Annotated in this window: 12 protein-coding genes; 6 read left to right on the top strand and 6 right to left on the bottom strand. The window is 40.6% G+C overall.

What is annotated here, in order from left to right; translation table 11 throughout:
* Positions 1 to 4 precede the first annotated feature (4 nt).
* A complete protein-coding gene (locus WAO84_RS14550; protein WP_340066702.1) occupies positions 5 to 706 on the top strand; it encodes a Dph6-related ATP pyrophosphatase in 702 nt (233 codons plus the stop codon).
* A 170-nt stretch (positions 707 to 876) separates the two neighbouring features.
* Positions 877 to 1,428: a porin family protein gene (locus tag WAO84_RS14545; RefSeq protein ID WP_340066701.1), complete on the top strand. Its 552-nt coding sequence runs from the start codon at positions 877 to 879 to the stop codon at positions 1,426 to 1,428.
* Positions 1,429 to 1,521: 93 nt separating this feature from the next.
* On the opposite strand, the gene lpdA is transcribed toward WAO84_RS14545, so the two are convergent.
* The 6 genes from lpdA to WAO84_RS14515 all read right to left on the bottom strand — a co-directional run bounded on the left by lpdA (position 1,522) and on the right by WAO84_RS14515 (position 6,479).
* The gene (gene lpdA / locus WAO84_RS14540) at positions 1,522 to 2,913 is read right to left on the bottom strand and encodes a dihydrolipoyl dehydrogenase (protein WP_340066700.1); all 1,392 of its coding nucleotides are present in this window, start codon (positions 2,911 to 2,913) and stop codon (positions 1,522 to 1,524) included.
* 88 nt (positions 2,914 to 3,001) lie between these two features.
* Positions 3,002 to 4,015, bottom strand: a complete 1,014-nt coding sequence (locus tag WAO84_RS14535) for a YncE family protein (protein WP_340066699.1) — start codon at positions 4,013 to 4,015, stop codon at positions 3,002 to 3,004.
* Between the two features lie 48 nt (positions 4,016 to 4,063).
* Positions 4,064 to 4,471, bottom strand: coding sequence for a peptide-methionine (R)-S-oxide reductase MsrB (gene msrB, locus WAO84_RS14530; RefSeq protein WP_340066697.1), 408 nt, complete (start codon positions 4,469 to 4,471; stop codon positions 4,064 to 4,066).
* Complete coding sequence (msrB, locus tag WAO84_RS14525; RefSeq protein ID WP_340066695.1) at positions 4,458 to 4,964, bottom strand: peptide-methionine (R)-S-oxide reductase MsrB; 507 nt, start codon at positions 4,962 to 4,964, stop codon at positions 4,458 to 4,460. Before msrB (WAO84_RS14525) ends, msrB (WAO84_RS14530) begins: the two co-directional genes overlap by 14 nt.
* 90 nt (positions 4,965 to 5,054) lie before the next feature.
* Complete coding sequence (locus WAO84_RS14520) at positions 5,055 to 5,600, bottom strand: collagen-like protein (RefSeq protein ID WP_340066694.1); 546 nt, start codon at positions 5,598 to 5,600, stop codon at positions 5,055 to 5,057.
* 6 nt (positions 5,601 to 5,606) lie between these two features.
* A complete protein-coding gene (locus WAO84_RS14515) occupies positions 5,607 to 6,479 on the bottom strand; it encodes an alpha/beta fold hydrolase (RefSeq protein WP_340066692.1) in 873 nt (290 codons plus the stop codon).
* Positions 6,480 to 6,557: 78 nt separating this feature from the next.
* On the opposite strand from WAO84_RS14515, the gene WAO84_RS14510 reads away from it, so the two are divergent.
* From WAO84_RS14510 to WAO84_RS14495, 4 genes are read left to right on the top strand one after another with little or no spacing between them, the layout of a single operon-like run.
* Entirely contained in the window at positions 6,558 to 8,498 is a 1,941-nt protein-coding gene (locus tag WAO84_RS14510; protein WP_340066691.1) for an alpha-1,4-glucan--maltose-1-phosphate maltosyltransferase, read from the top strand.
* A gap of 2 nt (positions 8,499 to 8,500) precedes the next feature.
* Complete coding sequence (locus WAO84_RS14505) at positions 8,501 to 10,135, top strand: maltokinase N-terminal cap-like domain-containing protein (protein ID WP_340066690.1); 1,635 nt, start codon at positions 8,501 to 8,503, stop codon at positions 10,133 to 10,135.
* A gap of 10 nt (positions 10,136 to 10,145) precedes the next feature.
* A complete protein-coding gene (gene glgB / locus WAO84_RS14500; RefSeq protein ID WP_340066688.1) occupies positions 10,146 to 12,053 on the top strand; it encodes a 1,4-alpha-glucan branching protein GlgB in 1,908 nt (635 codons plus the stop codon).
* A gap of 60 nt (positions 12,054 to 12,113) precedes the next feature.
* Positions 12,114 to 14,516 (top strand): glycoside hydrolase family 31 protein, encoded by a 2,403-nt coding sequence (locus WAO84_RS14495; RefSeq protein WP_340066687.1) that lies wholly within the window; start codon positions 12,114 to 12,116, stop codon positions 14,514 to 14,516.
* Positions 14,517 to 14,530: the final 14 nt, after the last annotated feature.

Here is a 14,530-nt window from a genome sequence, read left to right as displayed (position 1 = left end):
ACCTATGAAAGTATTTTGTAACTGGAGCAGCGGGAAGGACAGCGCATTCGCCCTTCATAAGATCATGGAAAACCCGGAATTAGATGTCCCCCTGTTAGTAACCACCGTAAACGAAACGAACCAAAGGGTTTCTATGCACGGTTTGCGGGAATCGTTGCTAAGAGAACAAGTAGAACAAACAGGATTGCCTTTACATATAATACACCTTGCAGGTGCAGTTTCTATGGAATCGTACAACGCTGTTATGCACAGCGAAATGACCGCACTTTCAGATCAGGGTTTTAAGGGTTCAGTGTTTGGAGATATCTTTCTTGAAGATCTTCGTGCCTACAGAGAAGAGCAACTCGCTCAGGTATCCCTAAAAGGCATCTTTCCTTTATGGGGTATGAATACCCGAGAACTGGCCCTGCAAATTATAGAATCCGGATTTAAAGCCATTACGGTTTGTGTGAATGCCCGTTTACTGGGGCCTGAGTTTGCAGGAAGACTGGTTGATAGACAGTTTCTGGAAGATTTACCGGAAGGAGTGGACCCCTGCGGAGAAAACGGAGAGTTTCACACCTTTGTTTTTGACGGCCCCATTTTTAAGAAGCCTGTACTATTTACTCGTGGTGAAATTGTGAAACAGGGATATGCATCAAATGAATCAACCGCCTCTAAAGTTTCCTGGGATCATGAATTCTGGTTTTGTGACCTTCATAAATAAGCAGTTCTATTCCATTTTACAGTTCTGTAGAAAAAAAATCACTTTATGGAAAATTTTTAACTGACTGACGTTCTTTTTCTTATAAAATCGCGGCAAAAAAAAGATAAATTCACAATAAAAAATTTCCCGGGAACAGTACTTTTGCGCGAAATTTATAAATATAATTCATCATGAAAAGACTTATTTTAGTAGCGATTTGTGCTTTGGGAGCACTTTCTTTTTCCAACGCACAGGAGCGTGTGGTATTTGGTATAAAAGGCGGGGGTAACTACGCTATGTTCAGAGGTGAGGACTCTGATAACTTTGACAGCAAAGTCGATTTTCACCTGGGGTTTGTGGCACTGGCCAGACTATCTGAAAAATGGGCTATACAACCAGAGTTTTTATATACATCTCAGGGAACTACCATTACTGAAAATAATATTGATTTTGACGTAGATGTAGATTACCTGGCGGTTCCTGTACTGCTCAAATATTATATTACAGATAATTTTAGTGTAGAGGCCGGCCCTCAGTTAGGGCTTTTGGTAAATGATAAACTGGAAGGTCGTGACATAGATGCGGAGATCTTTGATCTAAGTGCCAACCTTGGATTGGGGTATCAACTGGAAAACGGCCTGTTTTTTCAGGCACGATATAACATGGGCTTTACCGATGTTTTTCAAATGCTGGAAGTAAACAACAGCGTGTTCCAGTTATCTGTAGGGTACTTGTTCCTGTAATAGAATCAAAACAGCATACACAAAAAAGCGAAAGGAAATCCTTTCGCTTTTTTTATGAGCTGAACAATAAATTAATAAGCTAAAAAATAAGGTTTACAGATGGATAACCTCATCGTAGGCATCGGCAACTGCTTCCATTACAGCCTCACTCATAGTAGGGTGGGGGTGAACTGCTTTTAATACCTCATGTCCGGTAGTTTCCAGCTTTCGTGCAACTACAGCTTCTGCGATCATATCGGTTACGCCATTACCTATCATGTGGCAACCCAGCCACTCACCATACTTGGCATCAAAAATTACTTTTACAAAGCCTTCGGCGTGTCCGCTAGCTTTGGCTTTCCCTGAAGCAGAAAAAGGAAATTTACCTACCTTAATATCATAGCCTTTTTCTTTTGCCTGTTTTTCGGTAAGTCCAACCGAAGCCACTTCCGGTGAGCAATAAGTACAACCTGGGATATTTCCATAATCTAACGGCTCTACATGCATACCGGCTATTTTTTCAACACATAAAATACCTTCGGCAGAGGCTACGTGAGCCAGTGCCTGCCCTTGAGTTACATCGCCAATGGCATAATAACCGGGTATATTGGTTTCGTAAAAATCATTTACCAGTATTTTATCGCGATCTACGGCAATACCGGTTTCTTCCAACCCTATGTTCTCAATATTCGATTTGATACCTACGGCCGAAAGTACTATATCGGCTTCCAGTACCTGCTCGCCCTTAGGCGTTTTTACGGTAGCTTTTACACCTTTGCCTGAAGTATCTACACTGGTGACTTCAGAAGAGGTCATTATTTTAATACCACTCTTTTTAAAACTTCGTTCCAGTTGTTTGGAAACCTCCTCATCTTCTACGGGAACAATTTTTGGTAGAAACTCTACAACCGTAACTTCCGTACCCATTGAATTATAGAAATAGGCAAATTCTACGCCTATGGCACCACTTCCCACAACGATCATTTTCTTAGGTTGCTCAGGTAAGGTCATGGCCTCCCGGTACCCAATTACTTTTTTGCCATCTTGCGGTAAACTGGGCAGCTCCCTTGATCTGGCTCCCGTAGCAATAATAATATTTTGGGCACTGTATTCGGTAGTTTTCCCGTCCTTATCCTGAACATCTATTTTTTTTCCGGGCTTTATCTTTCCATTCCCTTCCAGCACATCTATTTTATTCTTTTTCATAAGGAATTGTACGCCTTTACTCATACCATCTGCTACATTGCGGCTTCGCTTTACAACAGCATCAAAATCCTTATCAAAATCATTCACCGTCAGCCCGTAGTCACCTGCGTGTTTCAGGTATTCAAAAACTTGTGCCGATTTAAGCAGGGCCTTAGTAGGAATACACCCCCAGTTAAGGCATACTCCGCCCAGACTTTCTCTTTCTACAATGGCGGTCTTTAACCCTAATTGAGAGGCCCTTATTGCGGCTACATATCCCCCGGGACCACTTCCCAGAACAATGACGTCATATGTACTCATTACAATATAGTTTTATTAGCTGATTTTTTTGAAGTGACGAAGTTACGCAATAACTTTCTAAGGAGTAAATTTTTAACCGTATTTAAATCTACAGGGGCGAGTATCCCAAACCGTCCGGTTCTTTACCGGCCGTTAGCCGCTTTACTACCTGTAGTGTATTGAGATCAATTACTGTAATAATATCAGCATTGGTATTTGCTACAAAAGCCGTTTTGCTATCAGGAAGGACAAGGATACCCACTGGAACCGGGCTTTCACCAAAATCCTGAAAAAGTCGGGAAGCTTCTTTTTCCTTTGCTGTAGCTTCCATAGAGATCTTGGTTATTAGTTTTTTCCCTACAGCCTCAAAAACACTGATATCTCCTGATTGCGCATTTGAGACCAGTACATATTTCCCGTTGGGAGTTGCTTTGGCCCTGATGGGAAACTTTTCACAGGGAAGTGTCTCTTTGATCTCAAGTGAAGAGGCATCCACCACACTAATGGTATTGGAAGCTCTGTTAGTAACCCATATTTCTTTTCCGTTGGCAGAAAGTGCCAGTCCTTCGGCCCCGTTTCCGGTAGGAAGTATTTTTTCCAGTTGCTCCTGTTTTACGTTGATTACAGAAACACTACCCGAGCGTATATTGGCAACAAAAGCACGCTGGTATTTAGGTGCATAAGTAACCATGTGACTGGTTTGTTGTTCCGTATCTATCGCTTTCTCAACAATACCGGTTTTAATATTTACCTGTATGAGTTTTTTACTTTCTTCGCAGGTTACCAGCACGGTATTTTTTTCTATGTATTCAATTCCGTGTGGTGCCTTATAGTCAAGCGTAATGGTTTTTATAATTTTTTTTCCGGGAATATCCAGTACCGTTAGTGAGTTTCCCGGCCATGAGGCCCTGCCATAGTTGGTGATCACCGCGGTTTTGCCATCAGGCGCTACAGCTACTTCATGTGGGCCATCACCGGTGGGCAGGGTAGCCATACTTTTACCGGAATCAAGATTGATAAAGTCTGCCGTATCATCTGATTTATTAAGTACTATCAAAGTACCTGATTGGGCAGTTATCAGCAGTGTATTTAACAGACTAAGTAAAAGTACCCATTTTTTCATAAAAGGATAATTAATTAACAACGGCTTCGGGAGAAGCCGTTGCTAAAGTTAAGAAATATCTTTAAAATCAATGCTGGCAGAATTTACACAATAGCGCATGCCCGTAGAAGTCGGGCCATCATTAAAAACATGCCCCAGATGCCCGCCGCAACGGGTACAAACAATTTCGGTACGTATCATACCGTGAGAGGTGTCTTTACGATACTCTACAGCCCCTTCTTTGGCATCGTCAAAACTGGGCCATCCGCATCCGCTTTCAAATTTTTGATCACTTTCAAACAGGGGCTGCTTACAACCCTTGCATACGTACGATCCTTTTTCAAAATGAAGGTTATATTTACCCGTATTCGGGTACTCCGTACCTTGCTCCCTAAGTATTCGATACTCTTCCGGGGTCAATACCTCCTTCCATTCAGCTTCGCTTTTTGTAAAAGGATATGATTTAGTTGGTTTCATTTTTTGGGATAAATTTAAGTGCTACCGAGTTAATGCAATGTCTTTTCCCTGTAGTATCTGCAGGTCCGTCATTAAAAATATGGCCCAGATGGCCGCCACAGGAGCCGCAAAGTATTTCTGTGCGTACCATTCCGTGTGAAGTGTCATTCTCATAGGCCAGGTTGGCATCAAAGCCTCTGTCAAATGAAGGCCAACCGCTACCACTGTTATATTTATACGGACTTTCATAAAGTTTTGTGCCACATCCGGCACAAACATATGTACCTTCTTCATAAAACTTATTGTATTTTCCTGTAAAGGCCCTTTCGGTTCCTTTTTTACGCAAAACAAAATATTCCATATCGGTTAACTGCGCTTTCCATTCTGCATCAGTTTTTTGTATTGCATATGTTTTCTCTTCTTTTTGTGTTTTTGATGCCTTGTGTTTTTGCTGGGCATTTCCCTGACAACCGACAAGGCAAAACAACACACCTAACAACCAAATATGTTTCATAAACTTCGTTTTTGTAAAGTTACGGATTATATGATAGGTAGGTCGTAAGCAATACCTTAGGATTACAATTTGTAACCTGATTTTAAAGTTTTAAAAAGTTTTAATTATATCTTTTTGGGTTTTATTCAAGGCCTGCATGACTTCCTGCATGCTGTTGAGGTTTACATCAGTCATTTGAGAGAACTCATCTGCCGGGATAATAGCAATTCTAAACACTTGATCCAGAGCTAAGCCCTGAGGGACATTATTGAGATTAAAATCAGCCTCCAAAGAAACCTCAACATCAAAAAAAGAATGGTTAAAATTATATTGTAGGGTGCCTTGAGAGGTAAATATTGTTTTTGGAAGCAGGGTCCAAAGGTCGGCAGTACCTCCAACCCCATCATTTACTACATCCTCTAAAAGATATACCAAAACGATATCTGTTCTTAATACCTCTATATTTTCCGGAAATGGGATTAACTCTTTGTAATTATTAGCCTGTGTGAAATTTACCCCTATCTCTTCAAAAACGACTCCTACTATATTAAAGCCATCTTCTCCACGCGGGCCGGGAGGACCCGGAGGGCCGGGATCGCCTTCACAGGAAATAAAAAGTATTGAGGTAAATGCTAAAAGTGACAGTAATTTTTTCATGATATTTTATGATTTATGTATGAATGAAATAATTTTATCAATAACCGTACCATTCCCTAAAATCTTTCGGTGCCCCAACCCCCGGGTAATAAAGAGTTCGCCATTGGGGAGGTGTTTTACAATGTTCTTAGCGCTGCTTACCGGAACCTCTACATCATTTTCATCGTGCACTACTAACACGGGAGCCTGTACTTTTTTGGCGGCTTCACTGGCCGCATAATTATTCATGGGTTCGCCAAAAGTGTTTTCAAAGTTATATTGCATAAGATGTCGTATTTCAGGTTTTAACTCCAGTTTTGACACAAAATCATCCATAATATCGGTTACAATATCCCCACTTCCCACAATGGCTATTTTTTGAAGAGATATTCCCATTCGTACCGCATTGAGAAGGGTCATACCACCCAGAGAATGTCCTACACCTATGTCAAAAGGCCCGGTTTTCTTATCCAGCAATAAAACAGCTTCAATAAACTCACGTAAGTTGGTCGTACGTCCTTTGGCTTTACCGTGGGCGGGTGCATCAAAACTAACTGTTTTGTATCCCTGTGCCAGCAGAGCTTCGGCAATTTTAACTAACTGTGTACCTCTGCCGCTCCAGCCATGAACCAGAAGCGCCGTTTTGGGGCCGTCTCCGTATTCATAGACTACAATTTCCTTTTGACTCTCCGGGAGTTGTAAAGTATATTGATTACTGGATCGATCCATTTCAAATTCCCTTTTCGGCATAGGGTGTTTCATAGGGGTTATAAAGAGCCTGGCTGCATATCGGGAAGCCCATTTTTTAGAGAAGGTCTGTAAAAGTTGCCCGGTATAAATTATAGGTTTGGGAACCTGAATATCCTGTCTGTAAGAAGCGTTTTTGTTTTCTGATGACATAGCGAATCTATTTGGGAGTGCAAGTTATTTAATTTAAAAGCTTTTTTATATTTTTAGCAGGTACTAAATTTTTTAAAAATGTTGAACCAAACACGGGTTATTATTGAAAATGTTCTTCCTCAGTTAAATGGAGGGCTTTATTATGTGAAGCGAGTTGTAGGGGAAAAGGTAACCGTCACGGCAGATGTGTTTTCAGACGGGCATGACGTAATAGAATGTGCTCTGCGTTATAAACATGAACATGATACAAACTTTAAGGAGGTACGCATGTGCCCTAAAGGAAATGATTTTTGGGAAGGCACTTTTATAGTTGAAAAACAAGGTTTGTATTCATATTACCTGGAAGGGTGGGTTGATTATGCACTAAATTGGCAACATAGTATTGAAAGAAAAATAGAAGATGACCAGCATGTAGTTTCAGAATTGCTGGAGGGAATTGATTTTCTTATGAAAATAAGTTCAAAGGCCGATGAGCAGGATAAAAAGTATCTGGATAATTTGATAAAATGGTTTTCAAGTGAAGATCATTATGAAGAATCTATCAAAGAAGCAGCTTCTCAAAAACTCAGAGAGATCTTTAAAAAGTTTCCTGAAAAAAAACTGGCCTATAGCTCTCCGGAGTTAGAGGTATATGTTGACAGGTTAAAAGCCCGGTTTTCTACCTGGTACGAGTTCTTTCCCCGTTCCGCTTCCGAAAAACCAGATACCCACGGCACTTTTAAAGACTGTGAGCGCCTGTTGCCCCGTATTGCCGATATGGGTTTTGATGTGTTGTATTTTCCACCAATACATCCTATTGGAGAGGTAAACCGAAAGGGTAAAAATAATGCCACTACTGCAGAAGAGAACGATGTAGGCTCCCCCTGGGGTATTGGTTCTCGTTATGGAGGACACACGTCCGTACATCCGCAGTTAGGAACGCTGGACGATTTTATTGATCTGGTAAATAAAGCAAAGGCCCTGGGTATCGAAATCGCTATGGATTTTGCATTACAGGCAGCACCAGATCATCCGTATGTAGAAAAACATCCGCTATGGTTTAAATGGAGACCCGATGGTACCGTGCAATATGCAGAGAACCCTCCTAAAAAATACCAGGATATACTTCCTATTTATTTTGAGAGCAAAGACTGGGAAGCTCTTTGGGAAGAACTGAAAGACATTATGTTTTTCTGGATAGAACACTGTAACATAAGGATTTTTAGAGTAGATAACCCCCACACCAAACCATTTCATTTTTGGGGCTGGCTTATCAAGAAAGTAAAAAGCCGCTATCCCGATGTACTTTTTCTGTCTGAGGCATTTACCCGCCCTAAAGTAATGCAGCAACTTGCCAAACAGGGTTTTACACAATCATATACCTATTTTACATGGAGGAATACCAAAGAGGAACTCATAGACTATATGACCGAGCTTACACAAACCGATCAAAAAGAATATTTTAGACCCAATTTTTGGCCCAATACACCCGATATTAATCCGTATTCTCTTCAGGGAGCCAACGAAGCTACCTATTTACACAGATATTTTCTGGCAGCAACTTTAAGCTCTAATACAGGTATTTACGGACCCGTATTTGAACAAATGGTCTCAGAACCATATCCCGGGAAAGAAGAATATCTCAACTCTGAAAAATATGAGATACGGCATTGGAACTGGGCATTGGAAAACAAATTAACCAGTATCATAAAAAAGCTGAATGCCTCTCGTAAAAAATACACCTCCTTACAACAAACTCATAACATTCTTTTTTGTGAGACCGATAACGACAAGGTCATGGCGTATTACAAATATGATGACGACAGAAAAGATGAAACCCTCATGGTAGTTAGCCTGGATTCTTATTATAAGAGGCAGGCATGGATCAAAGTGCCTTTGGCCGAACTGGGCCTTAAAGAAGGGCAACAAATGCATTTGTTAGATACGGTTACAGGCAGTAGTTATGTATGGGACAAAGAATGGTGTTTTGTAGAGCTCGACCCTTCATTACCTTTTCACCTGTTTAAAATCAATACATAGTCATGGAAAAAGCAACCGGGCAGGAGATATTCAAAGCTTCCTTTTCGTTTAAAACGAACTGGGATACAGTTTTTGATGATGAAGAGTTTGTGAAAGTATTTTCAGAAGACATACTTGAAAAGTATATTGTTCAGAAAAGGTGGTATGCCGGTAAAGCCAGTACTTTAAAATATATTGAGATTGTAGATCACTTTCCTATAGTTTCCGGAAACGATCTGTACTACGGTGTGTTGTTAGAAGTAAACTTTAAAGAAGCATTTTTTCAAAACTATTTCATACCACTGGCATTCAGTTCCGTTCATCAAAATGAAGATTATACCACCATCTGCAAATTACAATGCAATGACCGAGAAGGATATCTGATAGATGCACTGCACCTGGAAGCTTTTAGAAAGCATTTGTTTGAATGTATCCTGCATGCAGAAAGCAAAGAAGAGGCGCTTAAAGTACGATTTCACAAAGGCAGGAGCCTGGAGGAAAAGAAATATATATCTTCCCGTTTTATGGGGGTTGAACAGAGTAATACCTCTATTATTTACAATGACAAACTCGTGCTTAAGTTCTTTAGACGTATTTACATAAATACAAATCCTGATTATGAGATAAGCCGATTTCTCACCGAAAACAGTTCTTTTACCAACACACCTGCATATACCGGAAGTATAAGTGTAAGTCATAACAAAGAAGAAGTAATTACACTGGCTCTTATGCAGGAACTGGTGCCCAATGAAGGAGATGCCTGGGCATACATGCTGAAGGAACTGCATAAAGTTTTTTCCAATCTCGAATACAAAAAGATAACAGTAAACAGCTTACCGGAAGTTTCTCTTTTTAAACGATTGCGTATTACAGACATTCCGCCAGAGATTATAGATTGGGCAGGACTTAATCTGTTTACTAAAATACGTCAGTTAGCACTTCGTACTGCCCAAATGCACATTGCCCTGGGGAGTGATATTCACAACACAGCATTTACCCCGGCCCACTATAACGGAGATTATACCGTTTGGCTCAAAAACCGTCTTATTTATCAGTTCCAGAACCGCTTAAACACTATTGAGAACAATTTACACAAACTAGACGGGATAGCTATGGAGCTGGCACAACAGTTCCTGGAACGAAAAAAAGAGATACGAAAGCGATTTTTAGATTTTGACTGGACTCAGCTCAAAGGGGAGCGTATTCGTATTCATGGCGATTACCATCTGGGCCAGGTACTGGTACATGGAGATGATTTTTATTTGCTTGACTTTGAAGGAGAGCCTGAAAGTACCATACGTGACCGTAAAGTAAAACAACCCCCTCTCAAAGATGTTGCAGGGATGTTTCGTTCTTTTCATTATGCCATTTACTCCACTATTTTTAACAACAGTGACAAGTATTCGCATGATAAACACGAATTGTTCAAAGCCGGAGAAATACTATATCGTTTTATGGTTGGTGTCTTTATGGAAACCTATGTAGAGAAAGTACAGCATGAAAACCTTAACATAGGGTACAGCCGGGAAATAGAATTTATACTAAAATATTGTATGCTCGAAAAAGCCGTTTATGAGTTAGGATATGAACTTAATTCGCGTCCGCGATGGGCTGTCATTCCTCTGGAAGGAATAGCCAGTATTATGAATTATAACTAATTGATAAAAAATGAATAAAGCGTTAGCGCACAGTCTGTTTACAGATTTTGATATCAATCTTTTTAAATCGGGAAAACATTACCGGCTTTATGAAAAATTCGGGGCGCATTGTATTGAAAAAGATGGCGTAAAAGGCACTTATTTTGCAGTGTGGGCACCCACGGCCAAAAGTGTATCTGTTATAGGGGATTTTAATTACTGGCAGGAAGGAGAACACAAACTTTTTGTGAGGTGGGACGAAAGTGGTATCTGGGAAGGCTTTGTGCCCAACGTAAGTAACGGCGCCCTGTACAAATACAAAATTGAATCTCATGCAAGCGGCATACAAACAGAAAAAGCCGATCCTTTTGCCAGATCTTGTGAGCACCCTCCCAGAACGGCATCCGTGGTGTGGGATAAAGAATATGCCTGGAAAGACAGTAAATGGATGGGGTACCGGGAAGATAAGAACAGCCTGGACAGGCCCTATGCCGTATATGAAATGCATCTGGGGTCCTGGAAGAAAAATGTAGATGAAAACCGGTCTTTAACCTATAAAGAACTGGCTCAGGAACTGGTAAACTACCTGAAAGAAACCGGGTTTACCCATGTAGAGTTTATGCCCGTGATGGAGTATCCTTACGATCCTTCCTGGGGTTACCAACTCACCGGATATTTTGCTCCAACATCACGGTTTGGAAACCCTGAAGACTTTATGCTGCTTATAGACACACTACATCAGAACAATATAGGTGTCATTCTTGATTGGGTACCTTCTCATTTTCCCGAAGACGCACACGGATTGGGTTTCTTTGACGGCTCTCATCTCTATGAACATCCTGACAGGCGTAAAGGCTTTCACCCGGACTGGAAGAGCCTTATTTTTAATTATGGCCGCAATGAAGTACGCTCTTTTCTTATTAGTAATGCACTCTTCTGGTTGGATGTCTTTCATGCAGACGGCCTTAGAGTAGATGCCGTGGCTTCCATGCTATATCTTGATTATTCCCGTGAAGATGGAGAGTGGGAACCCAACCAGTACGGAGGGAGAGAAAACCTGGAGGCTATTTCATTTCTCAAAGAGCTTAATCAGGAAGTATATAGCAGTTTTAAAGGAGTACAGACCATAGCAGAAGAATCTACCTCTTTTACAGGTGTATCCAAACCCGTATATACCGGAGGCCTTGGTTTTGGAATGAAATGGATGATGGGATGGATGCATGATACCCTGGAATATTTCAAGAAAGATACTATTTACCGAAAATATCATCAAAATGATATTACCTTCAGTTTGACCTATGCGTTTACCGAAAACTTCATGTTGCCGCTATCTCATGATGAGGTAGTATATGGAAAACGTTCCTTACTCGGGCGTATGCCTGGTGATGAATGGCAAAGATTTGCCAACCTCAGAGCCCTGTATAGCTATATGTACACCCATCCCGGCACAAAACTGCTTTTTATGGGAGCAGAGATCGCTCAGTCAGAAGAATGGGATTTTGAGCAAAGCCTGGACTGGCATCTTTTACAATATGATTTTCATAAAGGGATCAAGAAACTCATTACCGATCTGAATGAAGTTTATAAGAGCCATCCTGCATTGTATGAAAAACAGTTTAGCGATAAAGGCTTTGAATGGATAAACTATAATGATGCCGCCAATTCCGTACTAACCTATATGCGTAAGGGGCATAACCCTGAGCAGGACCTTGTCATAGCCTGTAACTTTACTCCCGGGGTATTAAAAGAGTACAGAATTGGTTTAGACAGAAAAGGAAGGCTTGGCCAGATATTTAACAGTGATTTCAAAAAATACGGAGGAAGCGGTGTAAGTAATAAAAAAGAAATTCCCATTCAGGAGCATGCCTTTCAGCAACATTCCTTTTCAGCAACCATTACCATTCCGCCTTTAGGAGTGGTCGTTTTTCAATTTTTATAAACATTTATTTCTTTTTAAGCCTAAAAGTATTTCATTTGTAGGCTATTATAAATATCCGCCATGATTACGAACACAGAACTTGAGTATAAAGGTAATTTATACCCTTCTTATATTGTAAATTACAAAAAAGAGGTCGATCGTATTTACTTCTACACGCGTAACGATGTTATTCTGGAAGTTTCTGTTCTAAGAGACAGTGTGATCCGTTTTCGGTATGCCACAGAAGGGGTTTTTGAACCCGATTTTTCATATGCTATAGATCAGGAAGCCAATTTCGGATACAATCACCTGGAAGTGTCAGAAGTAGGAGATGAATATAAAGTAACTACCGCCAAATTAGTACTTACCATACAAAAAGAGAACTTGAGAGTTAGTATTTATGATCTGGAAGGAAACCTGATCAATGAAGATGAGCAGGGTTTTCACTGGGAAGAAAACTATGAATTTGGAGGTAATATTGTAAAAATGAGTAAAGCCATTAATGAGGCAGAAAGTTTTTATGGCTTGGGAGATAAACCGGTTCATGTAAACCTCAAAGGAAAAAGGCTTTATAACTGGGGTACCGATCAGTATGCCTTTGGTAAAGATCAGGATCCTTTATATAAAAATGTACCTTTTTATATTGGGCTAAATCGTAAAATGGCCTATGGTATTTTTTTCGATAATACTTTTCGAACACATTTTGATTTTTGCCACGAACGAAGGAACGTAACCAGTTTTTGGGCAGACGGTGGTGAAATGAATTACTATTTCTTTTATGGCCCTTCTATAGCCCAGGTAGTTTCCAGCTATACAGACCTTACAGGTAAACCCGAGCTTCCCCCGCTTTGGACTCTGGGCTACCATCAGTGTAAATGGAGCTATTACCCCGAAAGTAAAGTACGTGACATCGCTTCCAAATTCAGAGAATTAAAAATTCCCTGCGACGGGATTTATCTCGATATAGATTATATGGATGGTTTTCGCTGTTTTACCTGGAACAAAGAATATTTTCCAGACCCGAAACAAATGGTAAGCGACCTGGCAGATGATGGATTTAAAACTGTAGTTATTATTGATCCCGGAATAAAAATAGATAAAGATTACTGGGTGTACCGACAGGCCATTGAAAATGATTATTTCTGCAAACGGGCAGATGGCCCCTACATGCGTGGAAAAGTATGGCCCGGAGAATGTAACTTTCCCGATTATACAAAACCCGAAGTGCGTGAATGGTGGGCCGGCCTTTTTAAAGAACTCATAGCCGATATTGGCGTAAAAGGCGTATGGAACGATATGAACGAACCGGCTGTGATGGAAGTACCGACCAAGACCTTTCCTCTGGATGTGAGACATGATTATGACGGGCACCCATGTAGCCATCGTAAGGCACATAATGTATATGGTATGCAAATGGCCCGTGCTACCTATGAGGGAGTTAAACGCTTTGCTTTTCCCAAGCGCCCTTTTATCATTACCAGATCTGCCTATTCCGGAGCGCAGCGATTCACATCTTCCTGGACCGGAGATAACGTAGCTACATGGGAGCATCTCTGGATAGCGAACATACAGGTACAACGTTTATGTATGAGCGGAATGAGCTTTACCGGCACCGATATTGGAGGATTTGCCGAGCACCCTACCGGAGAGCTTTTTACCAGGTGGATACAACTCGGTGTTTTTCATCCGTTTTGCAGAGTGCATTCCAGTGGAGATCACGGTGATCAGGAACCCTGGTCATTTGATGAAGAAGTGCTTACTATTACCCGAAAATTTATTGAATTACGGTACCAGTTGCTTCCCTACCTTTATACCATGTTTTGGAAATATGCCAACGAGGGAATACCCATGATCAAATCACTGGTTTATTATGACCAAGACGATTCACAGACCCACTATCGCACAGATGAGTTTATTTTTGGAGAACATATTCTGGTATGCCCCATCCTTGAACCCAATGCTCAGGGAAGAAGAATGTACATTCCCAAAGGGCAATGGTACAACTACTGGAACGAAGAAGTCGTAACCGGAGGTAAAGAACACTGGGTAGTAGCCGATCTGGATAAGATACCATTGTTTATAAAAGAAGGTGCCGTAATACCTAAATATCCCGTACAACAATACGTAGGAGAAAAAGAAATTAAAGAACTCACTCTGGATGTGTATTATAAACTTGGGAAAGAGAAATCATCGGTCTATGAAGACTCAAACGATGGGTACGACTATAAAAAAGGGCGTTTTTGCCTGCGTACGTTTAAACTTACTGGCAAACCCAACGAACTGATCATACAACATCACAAAGAAGGAAAGTATAATACTACCTATGAAAAATTTTGTATAAAGCTTCACGGATTACCTTTTAAAGTGAAAGCCATACAATTTGATAACGTAGAGATCCCTTTTGAAGATGTAAAAGTGAACGGAAACAATACACTTAGTATAGATAAAGATTTTACCGAATTGCATATTATTGGCGAATTATAATATTTTGTAACTTT

The sequence above is a fragment of the Ascidiimonas aurantiaca genome (assembly GCF_037646345.1).
Classification (GTDB): domain Bacteria; phylum Bacteroidota; class Bacteroidia; order Flavobacteriales; family Flavobacteriaceae; genus Ascidiimonas; species Ascidiimonas aurantiaca.
Note: the sequence above shows the minus strand (reverse complement) of the source record. Positions and strands in the feature narration are given on the sequence as shown.